This is a genomic window from Qipengyuania triglochinis (genome assembly GCF_054655615.1).
Window position 1 is genome coordinate 194,877 of sequence record NZ_BAAHND010000002.1, and the last position, 25,395, is coordinate 220,271.

23 protein-coding genes and 1 tRNA gene are annotated in these 25,395 nt (G+C 60.0%); 9 read left to right on the top strand and 15 right to left on the bottom strand.

Features of this window, described 5'->3' with window-relative positions; genetic code table 11:
* The first annotated feature begins 41 nt into the window (after positions 1 to 41).
* The 3 genes from ACYQ0G_RS07155 to ACYQ0G_RS07165 all read left to right on the top strand — a co-directional run bounded on the left by ACYQ0G_RS07155 (position 42) and on the right by ACYQ0G_RS07165 (position 5,076).
* A complete protein-coding gene (locus tag ACYQ0G_RS07155) occupies positions 42 to 1,193 on the top strand; it encodes a cysteine desulfurase family protein (protein WP_460101156.1) in 1,152 nt (383 codons plus the stop codon).
* A gap of 526 nt (positions 1,194 to 1,719) precedes the next feature.
* On the top strand, positions 1,720 to 3,315 hold the full coding sequence (locus tag ACYQ0G_RS07160) for an endonuclease NucS domain-containing protein (protein ID WP_460101157.1): 1,596 nt from the start codon (positions 1,720 to 1,722) through the stop codon (positions 3,313 to 3,315).
* A gap of 78 nt (positions 3,316 to 3,393) precedes the next feature.
* Positions 3,394 to 5,076, top strand: coding sequence for a hypothetical protein (locus ACYQ0G_RS07165; RefSeq protein ID WP_460101160.1), 1,683 nt, complete (start codon positions 3,394 to 3,396; stop codon positions 5,074 to 5,076).
* A gap of 241 nt (positions 5,077 to 5,317) precedes the next feature.
* Here ACYQ0G_RS07165 and ACYQ0G_RS07170 read toward each other — a convergent pair whose 3' ends face one another.
* Together ACYQ0G_RS07170 and ACYQ0G_RS07175 are read right to left on the bottom strand one after the other, a co-directional pair.
* Positions 5,318 to 6,514, bottom strand: a complete 1,197-nt coding sequence (locus ACYQ0G_RS07170) for a tyrosine-type recombinase/integrase (protein WP_460101162.1) — start codon at positions 6,512 to 6,514, stop codon at positions 5,318 to 5,320.
* 165 nt (positions 6,515 to 6,679) lie between these two features.
* Positions 6,680 to 6,766, bottom strand: a tRNA-Leu gene (locus ACYQ0G_RS07175).
* 184 nt (positions 6,767 to 6,950) lie between these two features.
* Here ACYQ0G_RS07175 and ACYQ0G_RS07180 point away from each other — a divergent pair.
* A complete protein-coding gene (locus ACYQ0G_RS07180) occupies positions 6,951 to 7,901 on the top strand; it encodes a complex I NDUFA9 subunit family protein (RefSeq protein WP_460101164.1) in 951 nt (316 codons plus the stop codon).
* A 136-nt stretch (positions 7,902 to 8,037) separates the two neighbouring features.
* Here ACYQ0G_RS07180 and ACYQ0G_RS07185 read toward each other — a convergent pair whose 3' ends face one another.
* The 5 genes from ACYQ0G_RS07185 to ACYQ0G_RS07205 form a co-directional block, all read right to left on the bottom strand.
* A complete protein-coding gene (locus ACYQ0G_RS07185) occupies positions 8,038 to 9,294 on the bottom strand; it encodes a serine hydrolase domain-containing protein (RefSeq protein ID WP_460101166.1) in 1,257 nt (418 codons plus the stop codon).
* Positions 9,295 to 9,296: 2 nt separating this feature from the next.
* Positions 9,297 to 10,160, bottom strand: a complete 864-nt coding sequence (locus tag ACYQ0G_RS07190; protein ID WP_460101168.1) for a dienelactone hydrolase family protein — start codon at positions 10,158 to 10,160, stop codon at positions 9,297 to 9,299.
* A gap of 66 nt (positions 10,161 to 10,226) precedes the next feature.
* The gene (gene purU, locus ACYQ0G_RS07195) at positions 10,227 to 11,084 is read right to left on the bottom strand and encodes a formyltetrahydrofolate deformylase (RefSeq protein ID WP_460101171.1); all 858 of its coding nucleotides are present in this window, start codon (positions 11,082 to 11,084) and stop codon (positions 10,227 to 10,229) included.
* A 67-nt stretch (positions 11,085 to 11,151) separates the two neighbouring features.
* Positions 11,152 to 11,475, bottom strand: coding sequence for a hypothetical protein (locus tag ACYQ0G_RS07200; RefSeq protein WP_460101174.1), 324 nt, complete (start codon positions 11,473 to 11,475; stop codon positions 11,152 to 11,154).
* Between the two features lies 1 nt (position 11,476).
* Entirely contained in the window at positions 11,477 to 12,493 is a 1,017-nt protein-coding gene (locus ACYQ0G_RS07205; protein ID WP_460101177.1) for an NAD(P)H-dependent flavin oxidoreductase, read from the bottom strand.
* A 104-nt stretch (positions 12,494 to 12,597) separates the two neighbouring features.
* On the opposite strand from ACYQ0G_RS07205, the gene ACYQ0G_RS07210 reads away from it, so the two are divergent.
* A complete protein-coding gene (locus ACYQ0G_RS07210) occupies positions 12,598 to 14,412 on the top strand; it encodes an SLC13 family permease (RefSeq protein ID WP_460101180.1) in 1,815 nt (604 codons plus the stop codon).
* Here the strand turns inward: ACYQ0G_RS07210 and purT are convergent.
* From purT to ACYQ0G_RS07225, 3 genes are read right to left on the bottom strand one after another with little or no spacing between them, the layout of a single operon-like run.
* Positions 14,400 to 15,572: a formate-dependent phosphoribosylglycinamide formyltransferase gene (gene purT / locus ACYQ0G_RS07215; RefSeq protein WP_460101183.1), complete on the bottom strand. Its 1,173-nt coding sequence runs from the start codon at positions 15,570 to 15,572 to the stop codon at positions 14,400 to 14,402. The two genes, ACYQ0G_RS07210 and purT, sit on opposite strands and share 13 nt — an antisense overlap.
* Positions 15,573 to 15,851 (bottom strand): hypothetical protein, encoded by a 279-nt coding sequence (locus ACYQ0G_RS07220; protein ID WP_460101184.1) that lies wholly within the window; start codon positions 15,849 to 15,851, stop codon positions 15,573 to 15,575. It lies immediately after the preceding gene.
* The gene (locus ACYQ0G_RS07225; RefSeq protein WP_460101186.1) at positions 15,848 to 17,128 is read right to left on the bottom strand and encodes an aspartate kinase; all 1,281 of its coding nucleotides are present in this window, start codon (positions 17,126 to 17,128) and stop codon (positions 15,848 to 15,850) included. The genes ACYQ0G_RS07220 and ACYQ0G_RS07225 overlap by 4 nt, the downstream gene beginning before the upstream one ends.
* Before the next feature lie 53 nt (positions 17,129 to 17,181).
* On the opposite strand from ACYQ0G_RS07225, the gene ubiG reads away from it, so the two are divergent.
* The gene (ubiG, locus tag ACYQ0G_RS07230) at positions 17,182 to 17,943 is read left to right on the top strand and encodes a bifunctional 2-polyprenyl-6-hydroxyphenol methylase/3-demethylubiquinol 3-O-methyltransferase UbiG (RefSeq protein WP_460101188.1); all 762 of its coding nucleotides are present in this window, start codon (positions 17,182 to 17,184) and stop codon (positions 17,941 to 17,943) included.
* Here ubiG and ACYQ0G_RS07235 read toward each other — a convergent pair.
* The 5 genes from ACYQ0G_RS07235 to ACYQ0G_RS07255 all read right to left on the bottom strand — a co-directional run bounded on the left by ACYQ0G_RS07235 (position 17,940) and on the right by ACYQ0G_RS07255 (position 21,385).
* The gene (locus ACYQ0G_RS07235) at positions 17,940 to 18,434 is read right to left on the bottom strand and encodes a nucleoside deaminase (RefSeq protein WP_460101191.1); all 495 of its coding nucleotides are present in this window, start codon (positions 18,432 to 18,434) and stop codon (positions 17,940 to 17,942) included. The genes ubiG and ACYQ0G_RS07235 overlap by 4 nt on opposite strands.
* Before the next feature lie 21 nt (positions 18,435 to 18,455).
* Complete coding sequence (locus tag ACYQ0G_RS07240; protein WP_460101193.1) at positions 18,456 to 19,511, bottom strand: glycerophosphodiester phosphodiesterase family protein; 1,056 nt, start codon at positions 19,509 to 19,511, stop codon at positions 18,456 to 18,458.
* Positions 19,512 to 19,568: 57 nt separating this feature from the next.
* Entirely contained in the window at positions 19,569 to 19,916 is a 348-nt protein-coding gene (locus ACYQ0G_RS07245; protein ID WP_460101195.1) for an ArsC family reductase, read from the bottom strand.
* 117 nt (positions 19,917 to 20,033) lie between these two features.
* Positions 20,034 to 20,516: a crossover junction endodeoxyribonuclease RuvC gene (gene ruvC, locus ACYQ0G_RS07250; RefSeq protein WP_460101197.1), complete on the bottom strand. Its 483-nt coding sequence runs from the start codon at positions 20,514 to 20,516 to the stop codon at positions 20,034 to 20,036.
* A 122-nt stretch (positions 20,517 to 20,638) separates the two neighbouring features.
* Entirely contained in the window at positions 20,639 to 21,385 is a 747-nt protein-coding gene (locus ACYQ0G_RS07255) for a YebC/PmpR family DNA-binding transcriptional regulator (protein ID WP_221542582.1), read from the bottom strand.
* Between the two features lie 259 nt (positions 21,386 to 21,644).
* Here ACYQ0G_RS07255 and ACYQ0G_RS07260 point away from each other — a divergent pair, with 259 nt between their 5' ends.
* From ACYQ0G_RS07260 to ACYQ0G_RS07270, 3 genes are all read left to right on the top strand, one after another.
* A complete protein-coding gene (locus tag ACYQ0G_RS07260) occupies positions 21,645 to 22,388 on the top strand; it encodes a DUF4136 domain-containing protein (protein ID WP_460101200.1) in 744 nt (247 codons plus the stop codon).
* Between the two features lie 485 nt (positions 22,389 to 22,873).
* A complete protein-coding gene (locus tag ACYQ0G_RS07265) occupies positions 22,874 to 24,055 on the top strand; it encodes a hypothetical protein (RefSeq protein ID WP_460101201.1) in 1,182 nt (393 codons plus the stop codon).
* Positions 24,052 to 25,395 (top strand): DUF2254 domain-containing protein, encoded by a 1,344-nt coding sequence (locus ACYQ0G_RS07270; RefSeq protein WP_460101203.1) that lies wholly within the window; start codon positions 24,052 to 24,054, stop codon positions 25,393 to 25,395. The genes ACYQ0G_RS07265 and ACYQ0G_RS07270 overlap by 4 nt, the downstream gene beginning before the upstream one ends.

Here is a 25,395-nt window from a genome sequence, read left to right on the forward strand (position 1 = left end):
ATTTATCTGCGCATTAGGCGATAGAAGCGTAAATATCTGAAATGAAACTCGGAAATTCAATTTATCTGGATCATCAAGCATCATGCCCGCTTGATCCACAAGTGCGGGAACGAATGCTAAGCGTTATGCGCGACGATGTGGGCAACCCGCATTCAGGCGAGCATAGCTTGGGTTGGGCTGCAAATCAGCGACTGGAGGAAGCGACATCCACAGTTGCGCATTTCCTTGGATGTGATCCTGACGAAGTCATTTTCACATCAGGAGCGACGGAGGCGAATAATCTCGCGATCAAGGGACTTGTCCGAGAGGGCGGAAGCCTCGCTGTCTCCGCGATTGATCATAAATGCGTCATCGAATCTGCGCGGACAGTTTCGGCGCGAGGCGCGCGCCTACGTACAATCCAAGTCGATCAGTACGGGCATATTGATATCGAAAATCTGCAATCGATTTTGTCGGCTGGTGTCGACCTCGTGAGCGTCATCGGCGTACACAACGAGATGGGCGCAATCCAAGATTTAAAGCAGATCGGGCAATTGGTCCGTGGAGCGGGCGCAGTGCTGCACTCAGACCTTGCGCAAGCGCCATGTGCGACAGAGGTTCGTGACAATCTCCCAAATGTCGATTGCGCGAGTTTTTCCGCTCACAAATTCTACGGGCCTGTCGGCGTGGGATGCTTGTACATATCGCGCGCGCTGCAATCTAAGCTAACTCCTCTTTTGCATGGTGGAGGCCAACAAGCGGGCCTGCGATCAGGTACGGTGCCGATAGCGCTCTGCGCAGGTATGGCGGAAGCGAGTCGCCTCTTCGATGTGGAAGGCAAAAAAATCCGAGCGCATCTTTGTGATATGAGCGAACGCCTTTTTGCAGCATTGAACGATGGCCATGGCCAGATGATACTAAATGGTCCGTCACTTGCCCGGCGACACCCTGGCAATCTCAATGTGAGTTTCGTCGGAATTGAGAGCCAAGATTTGATCGGAGCGCTGCAACCGCATCTGGCCTTATCAAGTGGGTCGGCCTGCACATCGGGAATGCCTGAACCTTCCTATTCACTCACAGCGATGGGGCTGCCGAGCGAGCTAGTTCGCGCTGCAGTGCGACTCAGCGTCGGACGGTTCACCACGGCTGACGATGCCCAATGGGCTGGAGCACAGATAGCTTCCACGGTAGCTAAGTTGCAGCAGGCTAGGTAATGCGATGTTGCAGGGTAATGCAGGCGGTATCCTATTTGCGGACGGCTGCTCGATGAGTAACAATGCGAAGTCTCCTGCCGATTAATAGATTTGCAAACGGATTGCCGCAGCATCCCATTCGAAGGATATATCACGGGTAAGCGGTAATGAACGGGCGATGCCCTTTAGGATTGGTGAGAGCGGCTCGATTTCGATTTATGCGGCAGATGGTGCCGAGCTTAGGAAGGCCATTATAAGCAAGATCGATAGACTGAAAGACCACCCGAAGCGAAAGGTCTGACCGGTACGCAGGACTAAGGAGCACCCCAAGTAGTTCCTCGAGAAACCGCAAGGGGGGACGCAGCGCAAGGCCAACCCGTGCCTTTTGCCTACAACTGTCATGAGTTGAAGGTGCAATGATATCCCGGATGAAACATTAGGCAAAGGTTTAATGCCTCTCGCTTTGTTTTCCTCGAGTTCTCGATGGTTTGTACGAAAAATAATCTGCACCTACTCTGAAAGCTCCGCACGCGCTAACGCGCTTTTGATGACGGCACCAACCAAGAAAACTTACTCGCAATACCCTGTGATAGGGTTGTTCGCTAACGAACTTGAGTTGCGCGACGCACTTGCCGCTAACCTAAATTTGATTGAGCCGGGTTTGGAATTACTGGCCAAGGAATATTACCTTTCGAGTCCCCACGGCGCTGACGGCAGGATCGACATTGTCGCGCGAGATTCATTTGCTCATATTGTATGTATTGAGATCAAACGTAGTGACACAAGTGCTCGGTCCGGAATCCACGAACTCAGCAAATACGTGGCCTTGCTTGTCGAGCAAGAGCGCATTCCACGCGAAATGATCCGGTGCGTCGTTGTGTCTACAGACTGGCATGAACTAAGCCTGCCTCTGTCTTATTTTGCCGCATCGGGAGAAGTAGACGTCCGCGGGTTCGTAGCGCTGAATATTGATGGATCACTGGCACTTGAGGGGCAGCCACTGTTGCCTCTCGCCTTTCTGCCCCAACTCAGCCCGGAAATTGATCTGCTGCAGTTCGCGACCGAGCACGACCGATGCACGTACGTCGCTCACGTGCTCGATACCGCGATGGCGCTCCCCGAAATACGCGTGGCTCTTCTGCAGCTCGATTTAGAGCGACCCGGCATAGGCGATGAAGTTCCGTTTAGGATTGTTGCGTGCATATGGCGCATCGCAGAGCGACATTTGGCCGCTGTGGAGGCTGCGATTGGCCAGCCTGTGGGGAGCATGCCGCCATATGGCTTTCCGGGCTGGGAGGCTGAGTGCGACACACTTGAATGGATTTGCGGCCGTAACGCCCCGGGCGTTCTGCCGACGTTTGCGGAGGAACGTCGAGGGACGGCAGAGAAAATATCTTCGCTGCTCGCGCGCTATGATGTGTCGTCAATCAATCGCGTCGGAGCGTGGCCAAGATCTCCCCTTATCAATGATGATGATCATATTCTTCGCCAGATCCGTGCCCTCTCGATTAGTGCGGGTGCCCACCGTCGCAACCGGCACACATTTGAAGCTAAGGTGACTCCTTTGGCCAAGCCGTCCTGGCGAGCGCAAACTCAGGCTTTTATGGACTTTATCGCGTTCGAGTCAGCTTGGGAGGAACCGGTCCGATCATTCTTCGAACGATGGCAGGATCGAGGCGTCGCAATCGAACTTTACGCGCTCGACAAGCGACATTTCTATCATTTGCTCCATCAGGCGCGAAGGCATTCAGCGACGGCAACCTCGACGTTTCGCATAGACGTCATCCGCAACGGTGAGACGATAGACGCGCTTCACGGATACTATAGTTGGGACGGGAAAACCTGCCCTCGCGACCCCGAAGCAGGCATGCGCAAAATCTACGGAAGCTTAGAATGGGCAGTCCTAGCTATATGGAACGCGATCGATCAACACCGTTATGACGTTGCGTTGCGCGTTCATGGCTTCAAGCCCGTCATTGATAAATATGGCGAGGCCGGTGAGCGCAGAAGTAAACACGCGGTGCGAAGAACCCCCCGTGATTTTGTCACCGCCAATCCGCGTTATGCTGCCAAGGTTTCCGCAGTATTGGAGCGGTTTGGAAATATGCCGACGGACCCGACCGGTTTAGTGCCTCAAGACTAAAGCGTGCGCAGGGACACTTCTCTCTGCCTGCAATTTCTTCGAGAGATTTGCGTATCTAGGAAAAAAGCTCTCTCACAAATGACTAAAAACTATACCGCAATTCTTTCGATCCACGGGATCGGCCGTCATCGGCGGCATGCCAATTCTGGCGCCCTGCTTAGCGCGCTCGAAGCCGTTTGCGGCAGTTACGATGCGGAGTTGCTCGACACCATCATCCAAGTCCAGTCAGGGATCGAGCCACCGCGAGATCGCGAACTCCGAGAGGACGTGCCGTTTCTGGAACTTAAAAGAGCGCGACGGCAAGGTGGAAAACTCAATATCGGCGCCGCGTTCCGCATCTACGAAGTAAATTGGTCGCCGGACACGCGGGCGCGAGTGCCTTTCTGGGCCATGCTGGTCTGGACGATCAGACTTCTAAAATCTGCATTGCGGCGAGAGCCTTCAAATTGGCTATTATGGCCGCGGCTAAGACTAGCGCGGCTGCGCCTAGCAGCAGACGGAGGTCGCGTCGCGGCTTTGAAGCATGCTATGGTTGTCTTGGCCAGTGCCTACAGAAACTATCGAGGCACGATCGGTTCGCGCTATCGTGCAGCGGATCGCGCGCAATCCAATTTCGATAACTTTATTAAGTTTGCGCAGGCGCATGCCAAGGAAGCGGTAACTTCCCACAATATTAAAGTCGCTTCGCATATCTGGCATGATACGAGCTTGCCTTGCGAGACGAGTGTACGTCGCGCGGGATGGCTTGCGATTCTCAGTCTTTTCGCGATCCTGCTGCTCAGTGCTGCGATCGCTGCGACATTCTTTGGGGATGCTAATATCAGCAGGTTTTGGTCTAACGTGTTGTTAGTTGTACTCGCGGCCCCTGTTATAGTAGTCCTAATCGGGGGCATCCGGTTTCTTACGTCAATTTTCTCGGACGTGCGCTACTGGGCAACCCTTGACGAGAATCACCAGTTTCATGACACGCGCAGTGCCATCCTAGAACGAGCGGTAGCGACGTTACGCCATTTGGTATCGGACCCAGCTTGTGGCCGCGTAGTGATCGTTTGTCACAGCCTTGGGACGGCGATCGCTTACGACGCTTTGCGTGCAATCGGTCTCTACAATCGAGCGCGGAAGGACACGAAGGAAGAGTGGATCGCTGTCAGGAAAGTTGACTGTCTCATCACGATGGGGTCGCCGATCGATAAGCTCGCCCTGCTGTTCGAAACCGCCAGCAGCGATACTTTTCGGGAAGAACTCATTCATGAAGAACTCCGCGGTGACCTAAATTCCATGCCCTTCTGGGTCGGGGATCGTCAGCGGATAAAGTGGATCAATTTTTGGGACCCGGTGGATTCCGTAGCCGACGCCTTGGAAATACCGCGCGGTGCGAAACCGCGCGGTGGTAATTTTGAATCGACCCTGATTGAAAACGTCGAGGTGGCAAACACGGCATTCCACGACCCTGTCGGTAGCCATACTGGCTATTTCAGTAATCCGGCGGTCGCCACGCGGCTCTACAATGAGATTTTTCGCCCCGAACAGCAAGCAGTCGGACTTTCTCGCAATCATGCCGTTACTCGACGTTTCTCGCTCGGCCTAATGCGGTTTGCGTTCGCGGGATTGTTAATCCTGCTAGCGACGTTCTCTATCGCGCACACAACTCCTTGGACCGGAGCCCTGGAAATCGCGCTTTGGTGCGGCGCATTCACGATTGCCTCCAGCACATTGGGTTTTGTTGGGCTCGGACTCTGGTACCGATTGAAGCGACGCTGATTCTCTGTTACTTATTGAAGTTCAACTGGAAGTCGCAATGACGTCCACGCGCCTCCAAGCATCGCGTACGCGCCATGCACGTTGACCGGCGTCCGATCCCGGTAGGTTTGCGCCTGCCGGGATCGTATTAAGTTCGATTCTCTTGCGCACCCCCGTTGATGTTAGCCGACGAGAAAAATCGTTGTGACCAACTAAGCTGTTGGACAAGTTCAGCTAAATGAGTCAGGCGCAATTTAGCCGGTTACCCCTGATCTACCTTGCGCAATTGGTCGATGTAGTCGCTCCACCATTGCGCCATTTGGACACGCTCATCCCAATGTTGGCCACGATGGTAGGCGCTTCTGACCGAATTGCCGTCCTGATGCCCTAGAGCACGCTCGATAGCGTCCGAACTCCATTTGCCGGATTCGTTTAGCAAAGTGCTTGCCGTGGATCGGAAGCCATGAGCCGTCATCTCCGTTTTGCCAAACCCTATGCGCCTAAGCGAGGCGTTGATGGTGTTCTCAGACATCGGTCGACTGCCGGGATAAAGCGACGAAAAGATATAGCGCTGTTGGGTGCTGATCTCCTTAGCCTCATCCAATATCCGAAGCGCCTGGCCGGATAAGGGCACCATATGCGGCGAGCGCATCTTCATCTTCTCCGCGGGGATAGTCCACACCGCTTTCTGCAGATTAATTTCAGACCACTCAGCGCGCCTCAGCTCACCAGGCCTCACAAAAACATGGGGCGTAAGTTGCAAGGCCAATTTCGTAAGGGGGCTGCCCTGGAAGCCATCGATCGCCCGGAGCAACGCTCCGAAACCTTCCGGATCGAGGATAGCACTATGATGCTTGACCTTGGGAGTGATTAGGGCACCGCGAAGCAGGCTTGATGGATCGGCAGTAGCCCTTGATGTTGCCACAGCATATCGGAAAATTCGGCCAGCCAATGATCGCATTCGCCGCGCAGTTTCGTAGTGACCCTTCGATTCGACTTTTCGCAAGGCCGCAAGGAGTTCAGCGGGCGTGATGTCATGTACCGGCAATGATCCGATTTCACGCTCCATGAGCGATAGAAGCCAGCGTGACTTTTTGATCGTCACGGCTGCCCGGCCATCCAAGGCCATTCGGTCGAGGTATTCGACGCCGATAGCGTTGAAAGTATTTTCCTGCCCAAGTTTGGCAGCAGCGAGCTTCTTCTTTTTCTCCCGGGAGGGATCGATGCCATTGTCCAGCAGTGTCCGCGCTTCGCTCCGGAGGCGTCGGGCCTCTTTCAGCGTCACATTCGGATAGGCGCCGAACGAGAGCTTCTTTTCCTTCCCAAGATATCGGTACTTGAAATTCCAAAGTTTCCTGCCGCTGGGCTGAACCAGGATGAACAGCCCCATCTCATCATAGAGCTTAAACGGCTTTTCCCTCGCCTTCGCGTTCTGAATCTTCACATTGTTGAGTGCCATAGGGGGGCCACCGCAAACTGAGATTATCGCGTAGCCCCAACGTAGCCCCACTTTGGGGGCCAAATGCAGGCGAACAGCAGTGAACGCCAGCGATGAAGCCACGCAAATTTATCGCAGATTTTCGGGGGTTTGGCAATCAACAGCGAGTGATCGCGAACAAAAGTCTGGTGCCCAGAAGAGGACTCGAACCTCCACGCCCTTGCGAGCGCCGCCACCTGAAGACGGTGCGTCTACCAATTCCGCCATCTGGGCACACTGTCGAGGATGCAGATCATACGAGTCTGCTCTCGGGTAGGCGCGGGCCACTAGCGAAGGGCGAGGCAGCTTGTCAACGCTATTCGCGTAGACGCGCGACGCGGAACGCTTGCAGGGGCTTACAGGTTGCGGCTAGGGCGACACCGAGCGAATTCGAATAACCCCTTTCAGAGAAGAGAACATGGCCAAAAGCGGTGCATTGAATGGCAAGACGGTAGTGCTGATGGGTGGCACCGGCTTTCTGGGCAATTACGTGGCCCAGGCGCTGCTCTCGCGCGGTGCGCGACTGCGGATTTGCAGTCGCCATCCCCGCGACGCTTTCAAGTTGAAACCCCTCGCCAATCTCGGGCAGTTGCAGTTTGCCCGGATGGACGCAACCGACAGGCGGAGCGTCGAACAGTGCATCGAGGGGGCGGATGCGGTGGTAAACCTCGTCGGCAGCTTTGACGGCAATTTGAAGAAATTGATGGGCTTGGCGCCGGGCTGGATGGCCGAAGCGGCGCGTGAGGCCGGCGCCCAGGCTTTCGTTCATGTCAGCGCGATCGCGCAGGCTCCGGATGAGAACACCGATAATGAATACGCCAGCGCCAAGCATCTGGGTGAAAGCCTGGTGAAGGAAGTTTACCCCAAAGCGACGATTATCCGTCCTTCTATCATTTTCGGGAAAGACGACAATTTCCTCAACATGTTCGGCGACCTGATTTCGAAACTGCCGATCCTGCCCGTGTTCGCGCCGGACGCCCAATTGCAGCTGGTTTATGTCGACGACGTTGCCGAGGCCATCGCCCAGAGCCTGGAACAGCCCGCAAAGCATGGCGGAAAGACCTATGAGCTGGGTGGGCCGGAAAAGCTCAAGATGATGGAGATCAATCAGCGTATCGCCGATGCCCAGCGGCGCAAGCGTACCTTCCTACCCATGCCGGATGGCCTGTCGGCCGCCTTCGCCGCCCTGCCCGGCACGCCGATGGGCAGCGATCAGTGGAATCTCCTGAAGGAAGGGAATGTCGCAAGCGGGAAGCTTCCCGGTTTCGAGAAGTTCGATATCGAACCGAAGCCGCTGGGGCTGTTCCTGGACAAGTGGATGACTCGCTTTCGCAAGCACGGGCGCTTCGCCGAACGCCTAAGCGCCTAACAAGCTGACTTAATGCGGTCCGACGATCAGGGCGGCACCATCGCCGCCGCTGATCTGTAGGCGTTCATCCTAGTAATAGCCTCAGTGCCCCCCGGGGCAGCTTTGGAAAGCGCGGACCGATAGAATAGCAATCAGGCTATTCGCCCGGATAGCTTTCGCCGTACACCGCATCGCGAAAATCATGGTGCAACTGGTTGTCGAATGGCAGTTTCTGGGTGGCGAACACCACCACCATGTCCTGCCGGGGATCGACCCAGAACAGCATCGAAGGCCAACCGTCCCAGAAGAATTCGCCAACGGTGCCGCGATTTTCTTCCGGAGTTGCGGGCGCCGCCGTTCTCACGAAGAAATCGAATCCGAAGCCACCGCTTCCCTTACCTACGAGCCACATTCTGTTTTCATCTGGTATGGCCGGGTCGAGCTGGTCAGTAGCCATTAAGCGGACAGTGGCAGGTTTCAGGATCCGCGTATCACCTAGCGCGCCCTCACCCAGCAGCATTCGCGCGAAGCGCAGGTAATCATCGACCGTTCCGACCAGGCCGGATCCGCCCATGGTCAACGGGTTGCCCATGAAATTGTTACGAAGCCAGATGTCGTCCGGCAAAGGTTCGAAATCACCATCCTCGACCGTGTATATTCTTGCGAGCCGCGAAAGGTCTTCGTCCGAACGAGCCCACCGCGTGTCGTTCATTCCCAAGGGTTCGAAAATGGTTTCGCGAACGTAGTCGGCATAGGGCTTGCCCGAGAGAACTTCCACCAGCCGCGCCTGAACGTCGACGCCTGCGCTGTAATGCCAGTGGGTGCCTGGATCGAACAGCAGTGGGACCTGCGCCATTTTTTCCGAGAATTCGGCGAGGGTATTCTTCGCATCGAGCGGTTGCAGTTCCTCCCAGACCCGATCTGCCGCATTCTGAGGATTGCCATTGGCACCGTAAGTGAATCCTGCCGTGTGCCGGAGAACATCGCGGACGGTGATCGGTCTGGATGGCTTGCTCGTGATGGCTTCACCCTCGGCGGTTTCGCCACGCAGAACTTCGATGCCCTCGTATTCGGGCAGATGCCAGTACAGCGGATCGTCCAGGCCGAACTTGCCATCTTCCCAAAGCGTCATCAACGCAACGCCGGTGATGGGCTTGGTCATCGAGAAGAACTGAACCAGCGTATCGCGGGCAAAGGGACGCGATGCTTCGCGATCCGCTTCCCCAGCAACTTCGAAGCAACGCTCTGCTCCATCCTTCCAGACCAGCGCGGAGGCGCCGGCGACACGGTCTCCTTCCGTTGCATTCTCGAGGAAGGCTTCGATCCGGTCACAATCAGGCTCGAACTCCTGCGCGGAAAGCGAGGCGGGAATGAATGACAGCGCACAGGCTGCTACCAAGGGCAAAATACGCATCTTCAAAGGGCCTCGCTATAGGTTGCCAAAAGACGGCTCCACGCCTTTTCCGCCGCGTCGCGATCGTAAGCGGGGCTGTCGGGAACGCACCAGCCATGATCGGCAGGATAGACTTCGATTTCCGCAGGGGCTCCGACAGCGCTCGCCGCATTGCGGAGCGCAGTCTTGGCCTCCGGCTGCTCGGCATCGTCGTTCTCTGCGATGGCTATGAGATAGTGATCATCCGCATTGAGCATGCGGTGAGGGCTGTTTTCTCCCTCGCGCACCAGCCCCCCTCCGTGGAAGCTGCATGCGGCACCGACTTCGGGTGCTGCGGCGGCCGTCCAGATCGTGAAGGGCCCTCCCATGCAATAGCCTTGCGTGCCGATCCTTGCCGATTTGTCGACCGCATTCTGGGCAAGCAACCAGGCGGTCGCGGCACGTCCATCGAACTGGATCGCCTCAGCATCCAGCTTGTCGCGCCAAGGTTTCACCTTCTCGAAACCCTTGTTGGCGGCGAAGGTCGCGAAATCAGCAAATTGTTCGCCCGTCACATCGCGATAATAGGGATTGACCAGCAGGACCGCATATCCGCTCGCTGCCAGGCGGCGGGCCATCTGCCGCTTGGCTTCACGGATACCGGCAATATCGGGCCAGAAGATAACGCCGGGATGGGTTCCCGTTTCCGGGTGGAAGAATTCACCGTCCATGGTGCCTGCAGGCGTGCGGAGGCTAACTTTTCTGCCTATCACGCTGGTCCCGCCAGGCGTGTTTTCCATTCCCATGGGAGTGCAGGCTGCCGCGGCGCCGGCCAAGGTGCCAGCTCCAAACGTCCGGCGGCTCAGCGCTTGTTTCGCCCAGCGGGCAAGCTGTTCCTGGTCGCACATATAGGTCTCTCCACTCCTCTGTCCGCTTGCAAGCCTAGCAGCGCGAAGGCGCAGCGCAAGCCAGTGTCAGCCACCAAACACCACGGTGCGCTGTCCGTTCAGCAACACGCGCTCCTGAAGGTGCAGCCGCACCGCTTCGGCAAGCACTCTGCTTTCGATATCGCGTCCCTTGCGAACCAGCTCTTCTGGACCGTCGGCATGGGTGATCGGTTCGGCCGCTTGGTGGATGATCGGCCCTTCGTCTAGGTCAGCGGTGACGTAATGCGCACTGGCCCCGATCATCTTCACGCCGCGCTCGTATGCCTGGTGATACGGCTTCGCACCCTTGAAGCCGGGCAGGAAGGAATGATGAATATTGATGCAGCGTCCAGCGAAATGCTCGGCCTGCTCGTCCGACAATATCTGCATGTACCGCGCCAGGATGACGAGTTCGGTCCCGTACTGATCCGCCATATCCCGGACCTTGCTTTCCTGACTCTGCTTAGTTGCTGCAGTCACCGGAAGGTGATGGAAGGGAATGTCGCCAAGGCGCGTATGTTCAATCGCATCGCGCGGATGGTTCGAAATGATAGCTACAGGGTTCATGAGCAGATCGCCGATGCGCCAGCGATAGAGCAGGTCGGCCAGGCAATGATCGAACTTACTCACCATGATCAGGACACGGCGGGGCCTGTTGCGCAGGGCGAGCTTCCACTCCATCGCCATCTCTGCGGCGATCGGACCGAAGTCTTCGCGAAGCTTCCCCCGGCTTGCCTCTCCCGGATCGAATTCGACCCGCATGAAGAAGGCGTCGGACGCGCGGTCGTTGAACTGCTGCGCCTCGAGTATGTTTGCCCCCCGCTCGAACAGGAAGGACGTGACGCGTGCGGTAATGCCCGGCTGGTCGGCGCAGGAAAGGCTGAGGACGAGAGTTTCTTGCCTCAAACCTAATGCGTAGGCTTCGCACTACCTGGCAAGCGCGAAGCCCTTGGCGCGTGCAAATTTGGGATTGTCACTCTTCCAGTTCGAAAACGACATTCCTTATGCCGGTTTCGCGCAAAGCGCTTTCGATTGCTTCGCGTTCCTGCGCACCAAGCTCACCATCGCAACGCACCACATGGGCGATCGGATCGCGGAGCGAGAATCCCCCGGTCGATACAATCTGGCGTATAGCTCGCACCAGCGTGTCCTCGAGATAGCGCGCATGCCCGACCAGCGATTCATCGGTCGAGAAGGCAAATTCCGCCCGCTGGTCCACGAAGGTCTCGGTCGGGCGATGCGTCAGTTGCACCCGGTTGCGGTAAATCGCGACATCGAGATCGAGGCGGTGGATCATTTCAGCGCCGCGTAAGGGCGTCCTCGCTCTGGGTCATGAGCTTGGTGATGATATCCGCCACCGGCTCTTCTTCCTTCAGCATGCCGACGGACTGGCCGGCCATCAGGCTGCCGTTTTCCACATTCCCATCGATGACTGCACGGCGCAGCGCGCCTGCCCAGTAATGTTCGATCTGCAGCTGCGCCTCTTCCATCGCGATTTCGTTGCGATCGAGCACTCCGGCAACTTCCCTCTGCTTTTGGGTGAACTCTTCGGTCCCCTTGTTCTTCAACGCGCGCACCGGAATGACCGGAAGGCGGGCATCTACCTGCACGCTGGCAACCGCATCGCGGGCATTGGCGCGGAAAAAGGCCTTCTTGAAGTTCTCATGCGCAATGCTTTCCTTCGCGCAGGCAAAGCGTGTGCCCAGCTGCACCCCGGCAGCACCCATCTCCAGATAACCCGCCATCGCATTCCCGCGGCCAATGCCGCCGGCGACGAAGATGATGTGGTCTTCGCTCAGCTCGGGCAGCATTTCCTGCGCCAGCACACTGGTGGATACGGGCCCGATATGGCCACCGGCTTCCATGCCTTCGATCACCAGCGCATCGGCGCCCGAACGCAGCAGCTTCTTGGCGAGCGCGAGCGTCGGCGCGAAGCAGATGACCTTGGCCGGGTTCTGCCCGCCCTTGATCGCTTCGACGCTGCCCTTGGGCGGAATGCCGCCAGCCAGCACGACATGGCTCACGCCAGCCTTGTCGCAGACCTCGATAAGATCGAACAGCTGCGGGTGCATGGTGATGAGGTTCACGCCGAAGGGCTTGTCCGTCAGCGCCTGCGTCGCGGCAATCTCGGCTTCCAGCAGTTCTGGCGTCATGGCGCCGCAGGCGATCACCCCGAAGCCACCGGCGTTCGATATTGCGGAAACCAGATTGCGTTCGGACACCCAGCTCATGGCGCCGCACATGATGGCGTATTGAGAACCCAGGAAAATGGCGCCGCGCTGCATCAGGCGGTCGGTCTTGGAAAAATCGTTCATGGCCAGCGGGTATCCCGCGGCTCGCCCAACCGCAAGCGCCACGATCATCTGCGAAACTGAATTTGTCTATGCAAGCCAGGTTTTTCAGATAGCTGTCGCTGCAAATGCCAGCATTGCTGCCCGATTCGCTCGCCGTATATAACCCCCATATCGGGTTGGCGCTTCTCGTTATCCTGTTCATCGGTTTCGTTCTCGAACGCCTGCCGCCAGTGGTTCTGGCGGTCACCGGCGGGTTGACGATGTTCCTGCTCGGCTTCTTGTCGACCGACGAGCTTCTGGGCGTGTTCTCCAATTCCGCGCCGATCACCATTGCCGCCATGTTCGTACTGTCGGGCGCGCTGCTCAGAACCGGCACGCTGGAAGAAATTTCCGGCTGGATCATCCGCCGTACCCGCCGCAGGCCGCGCCGCGCCGTGGCCGAAATCGGCTTTGGCACGCTGGCGGCATCGGCGTTCATGAACAATACGCCCGTCGTGCTGGTGATGATTCCGATCGTCAAACGACTGTCCAAGGCGCTTGGCGTGGCGGCCACGCGGCTGCTTATCCCGCTGTCCTACCTCACCATCCTTGGCGGCACGCTCACCTTGATCGGAACATCGACAAACCTGCTGGTAGACGGGGTGGCCCGCGATCAGGGGCTCGAACCCTTCGGTATGTTCGAGATTACCACGGTCGGTCTGGCGGCAGCTGTGACGGGCGCGCTTTTCCTGACGCTGTTCGGGTCCAAACTTCTGCCCGACCGCCCTCCCCGCGCGCTGGACGAGGACGAGACCGAAAGCGACATCTATCTTTCCCATCTGGTGGTGATGCAGGGTAGCGCGCTGATCGGTGAGAAGCTGGGCCGCGTCCCCCTTTCCAGGCGGCCCGGCGTCAAGATCATCGGCGTAAAACGCGGCGGCACTATTGCCCGAAACGATATCTTCAAACACGAACTGGCTGCCGGTGATCAATTGGTAGTCACGGCCAGCCCGGCCGAGCTTGCCTCGATGGCCGAAGCCTACGATTTCCGCACGGGCCTGACCGGCGTCGGCGGCGGCGTGTCCACGGCCGGGCCGGACCGGCCGCGCGATCTTGCGCTGGTGGAGGCGGTGGTCTCCTCGTCTCATCCGATCATCGGTCGGCGGCTGGCGGACATTCCTATGCTTTCCAAGCTGAGGGTTCGCGTGCTGGGCCTGTCGCGTCCGCGCCATATTGCCGGTCCGGAACTGGCTGAGGTCCGCGTGCGCGCCGGCGACCGGCTGCTGATCGCCGGTGGCTCGGACGCGGCGCAGGCGCTCAGCGGCAATGTCGGCTTGGGCACGGTGAGCGAGACGCCGACGCGTGCCTTTCGCCGCAAGCGTGCGCCGATTGCGATAGGCACGCTTGTGGGCGTGGTCGTCTTCGCGGCGATTTTCGACCTGCCGATCCAGGCGCTTGCCCTGCTCGGCGCCGGGTTCGTTTTGCTGACCCGCTGCCTCGAACCCGAAGAAGCGTGGAGCGCGATCGACGGCAATACGCTGGTGCTCATCTTCGGCATGCTGGCCTTCGGCATCGGCCTTGAAAATGCGGGCACAGTCCAACTGATCGTTGGCTGGGCCCAGCCCTTCTTCTCTACCGCCAGCCCGCTGATGATGCTGCTGGCGATCTATGCCCTCTCCAGCGTCCTCACCGAAAGCGTCACCAACAATGCGGTGGCCGTTATCCTGACGCCGATCGCCATTGGCCTCGCGCAAGTGACCGGCGCCGATCCGCGCGAGATGGTGGTGGCGGTGATGTTCGGGGCCAGCGCCAGCTTCGCCACCCCGATCGGCTATCAGACCAACACGCTCGTCTATGGCGCGGCCAATTACCGGTTTGCGGATTTCCTCAAGATCGGCGTGCCGATGAATATCATCGTCGGCATCGCCACCTGCATTGCGATCGATACTTACTTCGGCTGATCGTCGTAAGTGATCAGCACCTTGTGCGCCGTGTTGCGAGCCTTGCTGCGCGCCTCGTCGACAGTGCCTGCCGATGCCAGGGCGACGCCCATCCGGCGATAGGGTCGGCTGTCCGGCTTGGCGAAAATCCGCAAATCCGTGCCCGGTTCTGCCAGTGCTTCGGCCAGCCCGGAATAGGCGAGCCTATCGCTGTCCCGTTCCGCAAGAATAACGGCGCTGGCGGACGGACGGGCACGCAGGTCCGCCGGAATGGGCAGACCCATGATCGCGCGGGCATGCAAATCGAATTCGGTCAGGTTCTGGCTGATCAGCGTCACCATGCCAGTATCATGCGGCCGCGGTGAAAGCTCGGAGAAGATGACCTCGTCCCCCTTCACGAAGAACTCCACGCCGAAAAGCCCATGGCCGCCGAGATCGTCGACGACCTTTCTCGCCATGTCCTGAGCCTTGGAAATGGCTGCGTCCGACATGGGGATCGGCTGCCAGCTTTCCTGATAGTCGCCCCGTTCCTGCCGGTGGCCGATCGGCGGGCAGAAGGTGACCCCGCCGGAATGGCGCACCGTCAGCAAGGTGATCTCGTAATCGAAATCGACGAATTGTTCGACGATCACCCGCTGGCGATCCCCGCGCATATTGGCGCAGGCATAATCCCACGCTTCTTCCAGCCGTGCTTCGTCATGGACCGTGCTCTGGCCCTTGCCGGACGAGGACATGACCGGCTTGATAACGCAGGGAAACCCGGTGTGCGCCGCAGCCGCCTGCACCTCTTCGAGGTTTTTCGCATAACGATATTTCGAGGTGACCAGACCCAGATCGTGGGCCGCCAGATCGCGTATGGCATCGCGGTTCATGGTCAGCTGCGCCGCGCGGGCCGAAGGCACCACGGTAAAGCCCTCGTCCTCCAGCTCCATCAGAACCGAGGTGCGGATCGCCTCCACTTCGGGAACGATATAATCTGGCCGATGCTTCTCGACAGCGGCGCGCAGCTTTTCGCCATCGAGCATGGAGAAAACTTCGCGCTCGTCGGCCAGCTGCATGGCAGGCGCGTGATCATAGGCATCGCAGGCAACCACCCAGGCCCCCAGCCGCTTAGCCGAAATGACGAACTCTCGCCCGAGTTCGCCTGATCCAAGCAGCAGTATCTTCGCAGTGTGGCTCATTCAGTTTCTCCCTCTCATGCCCCCACCGCCGGGCCAGCGGGAGGCACGCCAGCGTTTATAATGAACCAGAATTGCTGTGACGAAGGAAGCTACAAAAAGCAGGACGATGCCGCAGGCGAGATCATAATAATGATCGGAAATCACCGTGCCGGCAAATTCCCCTTTGTGATAGTGGAGCCAGATAGTGACGACTCCCGCCCCGCAGAATAGAGCGAAAACCTCCCACGTCGTCCGGACGATCGCGGACCAGCTGTCCAGCAGCCGGCCCAGCAGTTTCAAGCAGCCTCGTCCACCGCATCGAGCCCATAAGCCGTGTGGAGGACACGCACGGCAAGTTCCGTCTCATCCTCGTCGATCATCACGCTGACCTTGATTTCGGAAGTCGTGATCGCCTGGATGTTGATCCCGCGATCGGCGAGCGACTTGAACATAGTCGCCGCAACGCCCGCATGGCTCTTCATGCCGACACCCACAACGGAGATCTTGGCGATCTTGCTGTCGGTGATCAGGCGGTTGTAGCCGATATCGTCACGCTTGTCCTCCAGCAGCGCCTGCGCACGGGCGAGGTCCGTTTGCGGAACCGTGAAGGTCACGTCGGTCTCGCCCTTGTCGCGGCCGACGTTCTGGATGATCATATCGACATTGATACTGGCCTGCGCGAGCGGTTCGAAGATATGCGCCACCGCGCCCGGCTTGTCGGGCACGCGGGTAAGGATGACCTTGGCTTCGTTCTTGTCGTGCGCGATGCCGGTTACGTGCTGGCGTTCCACTTCGCCCTTCTCCACCAATTCGAGCATTTCTTCTTCCGATACGATCATCGTGCCCGGAAGTTCGTCTGCGGGGACGGCATCGTCGCCCACGAAACTGGAAAGGACCTGCACGCGCACACCCTCTTTCATGGCCAGGCCCACGCTGCGGGTCTGCAGCACCTTGGCCCCCACGCTCGCCAGTTCGAGCATTTCCTCGTAAGTGACCGCCTTGAGCTTACGGGCCTTGGCCACGATGCGCGGGTCGGTCGTATAAACGCCGTCCACATCGGTATAGATATCGCAGCGATCGGCCTTCACCGCCGCCGCCACGGCAACCGCCGAGGTATCCGATCCGCCGCGCCCCAGCGTGGTGAGGCGGCCATCGTCGCCCAGCCCCTGGAAGCCGGGGATCACGGCGATTTCGCCCGCTGCCATCGATGCGGTCAGCGCATCGGCCTCGATATCCGAAATGCGCGCCTTGGCATGCGCTTCGATGGTGTGGACCGGAAGCTGCCAGCCCAGCCAGCTGCGCGCCTTGCAGCCCACCGATTGCAGCGTCAGCGCCAGCAGGCCTGACGTGACCTGTTCGCCGCTTGCCACCACCACATCGTATTCGGCGGGATCGTAAAGCGCATTCGCCTCGCGGCAGAAATTGACCAGCCGATCGGTCTCGCCCGCCATCGCGCTGACCACCACGGCAACCTCGTTGCCGCCCGCCTGCTGCTTGCGCACGATATTGGCCACACGCCGAATGCGTTCCGTCCCCGCCATGGAGGTGCCGCCGAATTTCATCACGATACGGGCCAAGCGAGGAATTCTCCGTGCTGGAATGGTTCGAAGGAGGCTGCTAGCCACGGTGCATGAGCGATGCAACCACGAGCAGTCCAAGCAATACTTCAGCGGGCCAAACGATCCGCCCCGATGAGGCCGCCCATTTCGGCAGGCTGGCCAAGGATTGGTGGGACCCGAAGGGCTCTTCGGCCATGCTCCATAAACTCAATCCGGTCCGCCTGAAATTTCTTCGCGAGGCGATCGACCTGCACTGGGCAGGCGACATTCGCGATGTGAAACCGCTGGCCGGCAAAAGCGCGCTCGATGTCGGCTGCGGCGCGGGCCTGCTGTGCGAACCGCTGGCCCGGCTTGGCGCCGATGTGACCGGCGTCGATGCCGCACCCGAAAACACCGCCGCCGCTGCGGTCCATGCGGAGCGGTCAGGTCTCGACATTCGTTACATGGCGGGCGAACTGGCCGCGCAGGACATCGGTACCTTCGATCTCGTCACCGCGATGGAAGTGATCGAGCATGTTGCCGACAAGCAGGCCTTTGCCCGCGAACTCGCCGCCCGTCTGGCGCCCGGTGGGCTGATGGTTCTTTCCACCCCCAACCGCACCGTCCGCTCGCGCACGCTGATGATCGGCGCGGCCGAAGGTTTTGGCCTGATCCCGCGCGGCACGCACCACTGGGAGGACTTTGTCACCCCCGACGAACTGGCGGACATTCTGGCCAGTGCCGGTCTCGATATGGGCGAACCCAGGGGTATTGCCTTTTCGCCCGTGAAGGGCCTGCACCTGTCGGGCGATCTATCGCTGAACTATATCGTCACCGCACGCCGCGCAGCCTAGTCGTTGGCCTGATCTTCTTCGGGCACGTCGTCGCCCGGACGGAAGTAAAGCTCGGCGCATTCATTCGCCAGCACGCCGCCGACCAGTTCGAGATCGTCCTTATAGGCATCGGCCACGTAATCGAGCGTGGAGAGGTGGCGGTCCTCGAAATACATCTCGTGCACATCCTTGCGCCCGGCGCCGTAAACGATGCGCGAGACCCCGGCCCAGATGCTGGCGAAAGTGCACATGCCGCAGGGCTGGAGCGTGGAATAGAGGGTCGAGCCCTCGATCCGCATCTCGCCATGCGCCGTGCCCCCGCTGCGCAGGGTCACGATTTCGGCATGGGCAGTCGCATCGCAGCATTCGGCGGTGCGGTTGACGCCGCGCGCCACTTCCTTGCCATCGAGCACCAGGATCGCCGCAATCGGCGTGTTCGCCGGATCGCGGCCCTTTTCGGCCACGGCATGGTCGCGGGCGGCCTGCATCCAGTGTTGGTCATCATGCATCATGATTGCCCAACGGCGGCGGGCTCACTCCTTTCCCGCAATCGCCTTAACGACCAGCGCCGGATCGTCGCTGAAGACGCCGTCGACGCCCATATCGGACAGCATGCCCACCAATGCGGCCACATCGCCCTGCCCGCTTTCGGCGGTTCCGCGCCGCAGGCTGGGCGGCAGGAAGGCGTTTTCCTTGCGCACCGTCCAAGCGTGAACCTTCAGCCCGGCCGCCCGGGCATCGGCGACCAGCGGCGTGGGCGTGCCGTCCGCCCCGGCGAGCAGGCGGAGGTCCACCCCGACCGCATCGGCGTAGGTCGCGATTTCGGCAAGGCCCGCAGGCGCCAGCATGTCTTCATAACTATAGGCAGGCTCGTCGGCAGGCCCCGCGCCCGCCACTGCCAGTTGCACCAGCTTCACATCGGTCAACTGGTTCAGCCGCCGCAGGGGGCCGACTTCGAAGCTCTGCACGAAGATCGCATCGTCGGCATCGTCCAGATCGGCTTCGCGCAGGGCAGTGACCAGCAGGTCCACGCTGTCGATGCCCGATTCCTGCAGCAGGAAGGTCGGATGCTTGAGTTCCGGGTAAAGGCCGATGGTCCGGCCCGTTTCGGCCTCTTTCGCGCGGACGAGCTGCACGATTTCGGCAAAGGTCGGCACGGCGTAGAGGCCATCGAAACGCGCATTGGCAGGCCGCAGGCCGGGCAGGCGCTCGGTCGCGCGCAGGCTGCGCAATTCGGCCAGGGTGAGATCCTCGGCGAACCAGCCCGAGACCCGGCGCCCGTCGATCGTCTTGGTACGCTTGAGATCGGCGAACTCCTCGCGCGAGGCGACATCGGTGGTGTCGGACAATTCGTTCTCGTGCCGGGAAACCAGCACCAGATCCCCGGTCACCACCAGATCGGGTTCGATGTAGTCCGCCCCCTGATCGATCGCGCGTTCATAGGCAGCCAGCGTATGTTCGGGCCGCTCCCCGCTCGCGCCGCGATGGGCGATCACCAGCATGTCTTCGGCATGGAGCGGCAGAGCGCCGAGCAGCGCCAGCAGTGGCAGGGACAGCTTGATGAAAACGCGGGCCAGTCCAGCAGGCATAGTCAGAACCTTCTTCTTCGCGGCAATATCGATCGGCAGGTGGTGGAACAGCGGCGCCTAGGTCAGCGCCTGTGCCCATTCCGCTTCCCCGAACCCGACCAATATGCCGCCATCATATTCGACAACGGGGCGTTTGATGAGGCTTGGATGTTGCACCATCAAGTCTATCGCCCTGGCGCGGTCGATATCGGCCTTTTCCTCATCGGAAAGCTTGCGGTAAGTGGTGCCGCGCTTGTTCAGCAGCACCTCCCAGCCCACCGCATCGCTCCACGAAGCCAGCCGGCCGGCATCGGCACCTTCTTTCTTGTAATCGTGAAAGTCGTATTCGACGCCCTGCGCATCCAGCCAACGCCGCGCCTTCTTGACGGTGTCGCAATTGGGGATGCCGTAAAACTGGATGGTCATGGTGCAATCCTACAGGATGGAGCAGATGGAGCACGGCCCAGGCGCAAAAAGCGCCCGGGCCTGAAACAGACCTTTTCCGCCGATTGGCGCGGCTGAAAGGGCTTCGATGCGCAAGGGTTAGCGCGGCAGTGGCGTGTAGGAAAGGTGTGCATCGGCAATCGCCACGGCCAGCGCGTCGGCAGCGTCCGCTCCGGCGATCTGCGCGCCGGGCAACAACACTTTCAGCATGGCCTGGACCTGCGCCTTGTCCGCCGCGCCCGTGCCAACGACGGCCTTCTTCACCAGCCGCGCCGCGTGTTCGTTCACCGTCAGCCCTGCCGCCCCGCACGCGGCCAGCACTGCCCCGCGGGCCTGCGCCAGCTTCAGGGTCGACTGCGCGTTCTTGTTGACGAAGACTTCTTCCGCCGCCGCGCGGTCCGGGCGGTGCGTGGCGATCACATCCGCCAGTGCCGCCTGCAGCATGGCCAGCCGCTGCGCCATCGGGGCCTTGGGCGGCGTGGGCACCTGCCCATTGGCGATATGCGCAAGACGCGAACCCTCGGCCCGCACGACGCCCCAGCCAGTGCAGCTGAGCGACGGGTCGAGGCCGAGGATAATCATCTGCCGCCGGTAGGAGCTAAAGGCCGATGCGGAAGCCGAAGCGCCAGAGCATGGCGAGCAGCAAGGCGCCGCCCAACACGATCAGGATCGCCGCCTCGCGCCATTTCACCAGCCCGCCAGCCTCAGGCCGAAACCTTGTCCATCACCTCGTCGGAGATCTCGTAATTGCCCCACACGGTCTGGACATCGTCATCGTCTTCCAGCGCATCGATCAGCTTGATCAGCGTACCGGCGGTCTTTTCGTCCATGTCGACGGTGAGGTTGGGCTTCCACGCCAGCTTGACCGTCTCCGCTTCGCCGAGCGATTTTTCCAGCTCGGTCGCCACGCCGTGAAGATCGTCGGCCGCGGTCCAGATGGTGTGGCCGTCTTCGCTGCTTTCGATATCTTCCGCGCCCGCTTCCATCGCGGCTTCGAGAACTTTCTCCTCGTCACCCGCGCTGGCCGGATATTCGATCAGGCCGAGCCGTTCGAAACCATGCTGCACGCTGCCTTCGGTGCCGAGATTGCCGCCATTCTTCGAAAAGGCGGTGCGCACGGCGGTGGCGGTGCGGTTGCGATTGTCGGTCAGCGCTTCGACGATGATCGCGCTGCCGCCCGGGCCATAGCCTTCGTAGCGCACTTCTTCGTAATTCTCGCCATCGGCAGCCGATGCCTTGTCGATCGCGCGCTGGATATTGTCCTTGGGCATCGACTGGCTCTTGGCGGCATTGACCGCCAGGCGCAGGCGCGGGTTCATGTCCGGATCGGGCATGCCCATCTTTGCCGCCACGGTGATTTCGCGGCTCAGCTTGGAAAAGAGGTTGGAACGCTTTTTATCCTGCGCACCCTTGCGGTGCATGATATTCTTGAACTTGGAATGGCCTGCCATGGGTCTCGCTTGCCGCTGGTTGTTTGGAATCGCCGCGACCCTTAGCCCCTTCGCGCCCCTGCCGACAAGTCTCGCGCGATGTACATCATTTGTGAATCGGGATATTCAAAGGCCGTTAATGGCGCGCCCTCTAGAAGCGTGATCATTCGCTGGCAGAATGCCTTGGGGAAACGGCACGCAGCGACATACGAAAACTATTCGTGTATCGAGGGGATGCGTGCAGCAATCCGGACATGCGCGATCTGAAAGGACCCAAGCTATGACTACCCGTAACAAGGGTTGGGGGCGCACCTTGAAGCTGGCCTCCGTTCCCATGATCCTGGCAGGCCTGTCTGCCTGTGCCACGACCGGCTTCAACGCCGATGTCTCGCGCTTCCAGACGCAGTTGCCCGCGCCGCAGGGCGAAAGCTTTGCCGTGGTGGCAGACGATCCGGCGCTGGCCGGCGGCCTCGAATTCGCGCAATATGCCGATCTCGTCGAAGCGCAAATGGCCCGCCTCGGTTACGCGCAGGCCGCATCGCCCGAAGACGCCACCTTGCTGGTGCGTTTCGATTACGGTGTCGACAATGGCCGTGAACGCGTGCGGACAACCGGCTTCAGCGATCCGTTCTATTCGCCGTGGTACGGCTATCGCTCCAGCTTCGGTTACCGTTCGCCCTTCTATCGCCCGCGCTATTACCGCACCCGTGACGGGCGCGTCATCCGCGCAGGCTATGCCGGCAGCCGCTGGGGCTACGGCTTCTACGATCCTTGGTTCGGCGGTCCGGAAGTGACCAGCTACACCGTCTATACCAGCGGCATCGAGATGAAGATCGACCGCCAGGCAACCGGCGAACGCCTGTTCGAAGGCAAGGCACAGGCTCTGTCACGCTCCGACCGGCTCGGCTATCTGGTGCCGAACCTCGTCGATGCGATGTTCACCGACTTCCCCGGGCGTTCGGGAGAAACGGTACGCATCACGGTGAAGCCGGAAGACGAGAATTCGATCCGCCGGCTGGACTGACAAAACTTACCCCTGGACGGGAAATGAAGAAGGGCGGCCTCGATCGGGCCGCCCTTTTTTCGTGCGCGCAGCCGATTTCGCATTGCTGTTCAACAGCACCGTTTCCGTAGCGGTAACCGCGTGACGGCAGGCGCACCTATTAACCGCGTTTCCGGTTATTTCCGGTTGCCGCATCCGACCCCCGACTCACTTCGAAAATTGTCGGTTGGGTACAAGCCGGAGGGGAACGAGTGGATAGCTGAATCGGCCAAAAATTTCGTCTCATAAATCTATCGGCCCGCCACGAAATTTTCCAAAAGGCAACTCTGGAAGAACCGCATGCGGAGCGCCGTTTCTCTAAGTTTTTCCGGATGTAAATACTTGATGTGACCTACGCAGAGTTACCTAGAGGTTCACTATTTGTCTCTGCGTCACCCTGATAGCCCTTTGTAAATTACCACCATTTCCGAAGTGGTTTATGAAATAATATTTCAGGGTGAGTACGGATGCTACTTACAGCTATTGGCATATTGCTGCTTGCGCTAACGATCCTGGATGCGTTGCTGACCATCCTCGATGCGAGCGGCCGCAGCCTCTACTCCACCAAAGCCTACCGCCTGTTCTGGTGGATCTCGCGGCACATGGCCAAGCTGCTGCCCTATTCGGTCGCGCAAAGCGCGCTCAGCCTCGCCGCACCGCTGATGATCGGCCTGATGATCTCCTTGTGGATGATGGGGATCGTCACCGGCTTCGCCCTGATCTTCTACGGCGGCATGTCCTTCGGGGATTTCATCACCGGCGGTGGCTCGCAGCCCAGCCTGACCGCTGCCTTCCGGCTCAGCTGGGTTACGCTGTCGACCATCGGATTCGTCGAGATCAGCCCGTCCAACATGATGTATTCGGTGGCGGTTGCGCTGGAAGCGCTGCTGGGCAGCGTCATCCTTACCTTCTCGATTACCTATTTCCTCAGCGTCCACCGCAGCATCCTGCGCTATGACCGCCTCGTTGCCGACCTGCATCATCGCCTGGGTCGCAGCGGCGATCCGATGCAGAGCGTGTCGGAGCATCTGAGCCGCAGCGACCTGTCCGAACTCAAGAGCCTGCTGGGCCGGCTGCATGACGGGGTGATCGGCCTCCACCAGGGCCTGAGCCGTTATCCCATCGTCTATTTCTACCGGCCCCGCGCGCAGGAACGCAGCCTGCCGCGCACGATCCACGTGCTGGGAACGCTGGCCGATACGCTGACCTACTGCCACCCCGGCCTCGCAAAGCAGTTGCCGGATCTGCAGGCGCTGAAGGCAGGGATGCAGGATCTCGTGAGGGATCTCGGCGATGCCTATGTGCCGGTGCGCGATGTGGAGCAGGGTCCGCCTGTATCCTTCACCGAATTCGAGGGGGCGTTTTCGGGCGAGGACTGGGCGGCCAGCGAGTCGGTCCGGCGGTTCCTCTCGAACTGCAAGTGCCTCGAACGGATCGTCGACCGTTCGTTCGAGCCCGCCGATGCCTATAACAATTACCTGGAATGGCTGCCTGCGGACCGCAAGACGCAAGCCTTCGTCTCCACCATCGCTCACGACCTCGGTTACCGCGAGGACCTGCGTCCGCGCCGGTCTTCCTTCCTCGATGCGCTGAGCAGGGGCCCCAAGCAGGGCCCGCAGAGCCTTCATGCAAGGAGGTCCGACGCATGAAAATCATGATCAACTATTCGGCCATGGTGGGCCGGCTCCGGATGCTGATCCATCAGGCATTCTGGATTTTCCCGATGATCGCCATCTTCGGCGGTATTCTGGCCGCGACCTTCGTGTCGAAGCTTAAGTTCACCACCTCGGCCAGCCTTGGCGGGCTGCTGGAAACGGGCGGACCGGTTGGCGCGCGCAATCTGGTGGAAACGGTCGCCTCCACCTCGCTGACAGTCGTCACCATCACCTTTTCGGTGACCATCGTGGCGCTGCAGGTGGCCGCCGCACAATATTCCCCGCGGGTGCCGCGCCAGTTCATTCGCGACCGCGCCACGCAGCTCACGCTGGCGGTCTTCATCTTCACCTTCGTCTATTGCCTCGCCGTGCTGCGTTCGATCCGCGAGGATACGCAGGTGGTCCCGCAATTCGCGGTGACGCTGGCCTTCATCTTCGCCATCGTGAGCGTGGGCGCCTTCGTCTATTTCATTCATCACATCGTTCATGCGATCCGGATCGAACAGATCCTGCGCCATGTCGAACAGCGCACCGTCTGGGCGCTAACCGCGAATTACGAGCGGCGGGAGAAAGGCGATCCCGCCCCCAACCTGCCCGAAATCCCCGATCGCGCCGTTCCCGTCAGGGCCACGTCCTCAGGCATTATCCAGCGTATCAATGCCGACCTGCTGCTGGATTACGCCACCAAGCACGATCTGGTGATCCAGTACGTCTATCTGCTGGGCGATCAGGCGGTGAAGGACACGGCGCTTGCCTGGGTGTGGCCATCGGACCCGGATGGCGAAGTGCCCGATGCCGAAAAGGAATTGCGGCCACGCATCGCGAAATCGCTGCAGATCGGGAGCGAGCGCAGCGTGCAGGCCGATGTCGCTTTCGGACTGACGCAGCTGGTCGATATCGCGCTGCGGGCCGTTTCCACGGCGATCAACGATCCGACCACGGCCTGCGCCTCGATCCGTTCGGCGGAGATCGTGCTGGTGCAATTATGCCGGCACCGGCTCGCCAATATCTTGCTGTGCGATGACGATGACACGGTGCGCGTGGCCGTGCCGCGCAGATCGTTCGAGGATTATCTCGACATGGTCGTCACCCCGCTGCGGCGGACCTGCCCATCCGACATGGCGGTGATGCTGCGCCTGTCGGAAATGCTGGCCGATGTCGGGCGGGCGGCCGTGGAGAGCGATCAGCAGGGCGATGCAGTGGCGCATCATATGAAGCTGGTCGAACGCGCTGTCGATCGCGCGGTCAGCGAAGAGGAAGATATCCGTAAAATCCGCCGCGCAGGCGAAGCGGTGGAAACCGCCCTGTCCGGCAAACCGCCAAGGCTGTCCTGA

What these genes read in the sequence shown, in the direction of transcription:
- ACYQ0G_RS07155 (WP_460101156.1), top strand. Translation starts at nt 42, where the DNA reads ATGAAACTCGGAAATTCAATTTATCTGGATCATCAAGCATCATGCCCG.
- ACYQ0G_RS07160 (WP_460101157.1), top strand. Translation starts at nt 1,720, where the DNA reads ATGACGGCACCAACCAAGAAAACTTACTCGCAATACCCTGTGATAGGG.
- ACYQ0G_RS07165 (WP_460101160.1), top strand. Translation starts at nt 3,394, where the DNA reads ATGACTAAAAACTATACCGCAATTCTTTCGATCCACGGGATCGGCCGT.
- ACYQ0G_RS07170 (WP_460101162.1), bottom strand. Translation starts at nt 6,514, where the DNA reads ATGGCACTCAACAATGTGAAGATTCAGAACGCGAAGGCGAGGGAAAAG.
- ACYQ0G_RS07180 (WP_460101164.1), top strand. Translation starts at nt 6,951, where the DNA reads ATGGCCAAAAGCGGTGCATTGAATGGCAAGACGGTAGTGCTGATGGGT.
- ACYQ0G_RS07185 (WP_460101166.1), bottom strand. Translation starts at nt 9,294, where the DNA reads ATGCGTATTTTGCCCTTGGTAGCAGCCTGTGCGCTGTCATTCATTCCC.
- ACYQ0G_RS07190 (WP_460101168.1), bottom strand. Translation starts at nt 10,160, where the DNA reads ATGTGCGACCAGGAACAGCTTGCCCGCTGGGCGAAACAAGCGCTGAGC.
- ACYQ0G_RS07200 (WP_460101174.1), bottom strand. Translation starts at nt 11,475, where the DNA reads ATGATCCACCGCCTCGATCTCGATGTCGCGATTTACCGCAACCGGGTG.
- ACYQ0G_RS07205 (WP_460101177.1), bottom strand. Translation starts at nt 12,493, where the DNA reads ATGAACGATTTTTCCAAGACCGACCGCCTGATGCAGCGCGGCGCCATT.
- ACYQ0G_RS07210 (WP_460101180.1), top strand. Translation starts at nt 12,598, where the DNA reads ATGCCAGCATTGCTGCCCGATTCGCTCGCCGTATATAACCCCCATATC.
- purT (WP_460101183.1), bottom strand. Translation starts at nt 15,572, where the DNA reads ATGAGCCACACTGCGAAGATACTGCTGCTTGGATCAGGCGAACTCGGG.
- ubiG (WP_460101188.1), top strand. Translation starts at nt 17,182, where the DNA reads ATGAGCGATGCAACCACGAGCAGTCCAAGCAATACTTCAGCGGGCCAA.
- ACYQ0G_RS07235 (WP_460101191.1), bottom strand. Translation starts at nt 18,434, where the DNA reads ATGATGCATGATGACCAACACTGGATGCAGGCCGCCCGCGACCATGCC.
- ACYQ0G_RS07240 (WP_460101193.1), bottom strand. Translation starts at nt 19,511, where the DNA reads ATGCCTGCTGGACTGGCCCGCGTTTTCATCAAGCTGTCCCTGCCACTG.
- ACYQ0G_RS07245 (WP_460101195.1), bottom strand. Translation starts at nt 19,916, where the DNA reads ATGACCATCCAGTTTTACGGCATCCCCAATTGCGACACCGTCAAGAAG.
- ruvC (WP_460101197.1), bottom strand. Translation starts at nt 20,516, where the DNA reads ATGATTATCCTCGGCCTCGACCCGTCGCTCAGCTGCACTGGCTGGGGC.
- ACYQ0G_RS07255 (WP_221542582.1), bottom strand. Translation starts at nt 21,385, where the DNA reads ATGGCAGGCCATTCCAAGTTCAAGAATATCATGCACCGCAAGGGTGCG.
- ACYQ0G_RS07260 (WP_460101200.1), top strand. Translation starts at nt 21,645, where the DNA reads ATGACTACCCGTAACAAGGGTTGGGGGCGCACCTTGAAGCTGGCCTCC.
- ACYQ0G_RS07265 (WP_460101201.1), top strand. Translation starts at nt 22,874, where the DNA reads ATGCTACTTACAGCTATTGGCATATTGCTGCTTGCGCTAACGATCCTG.
- ACYQ0G_RS07270 (WP_460101203.1), top strand. Translation starts at nt 24,052, where the DNA reads ATGAAAATCATGATCAACTATTCGGCCATGGTGGGCCGGCTCCGGATG.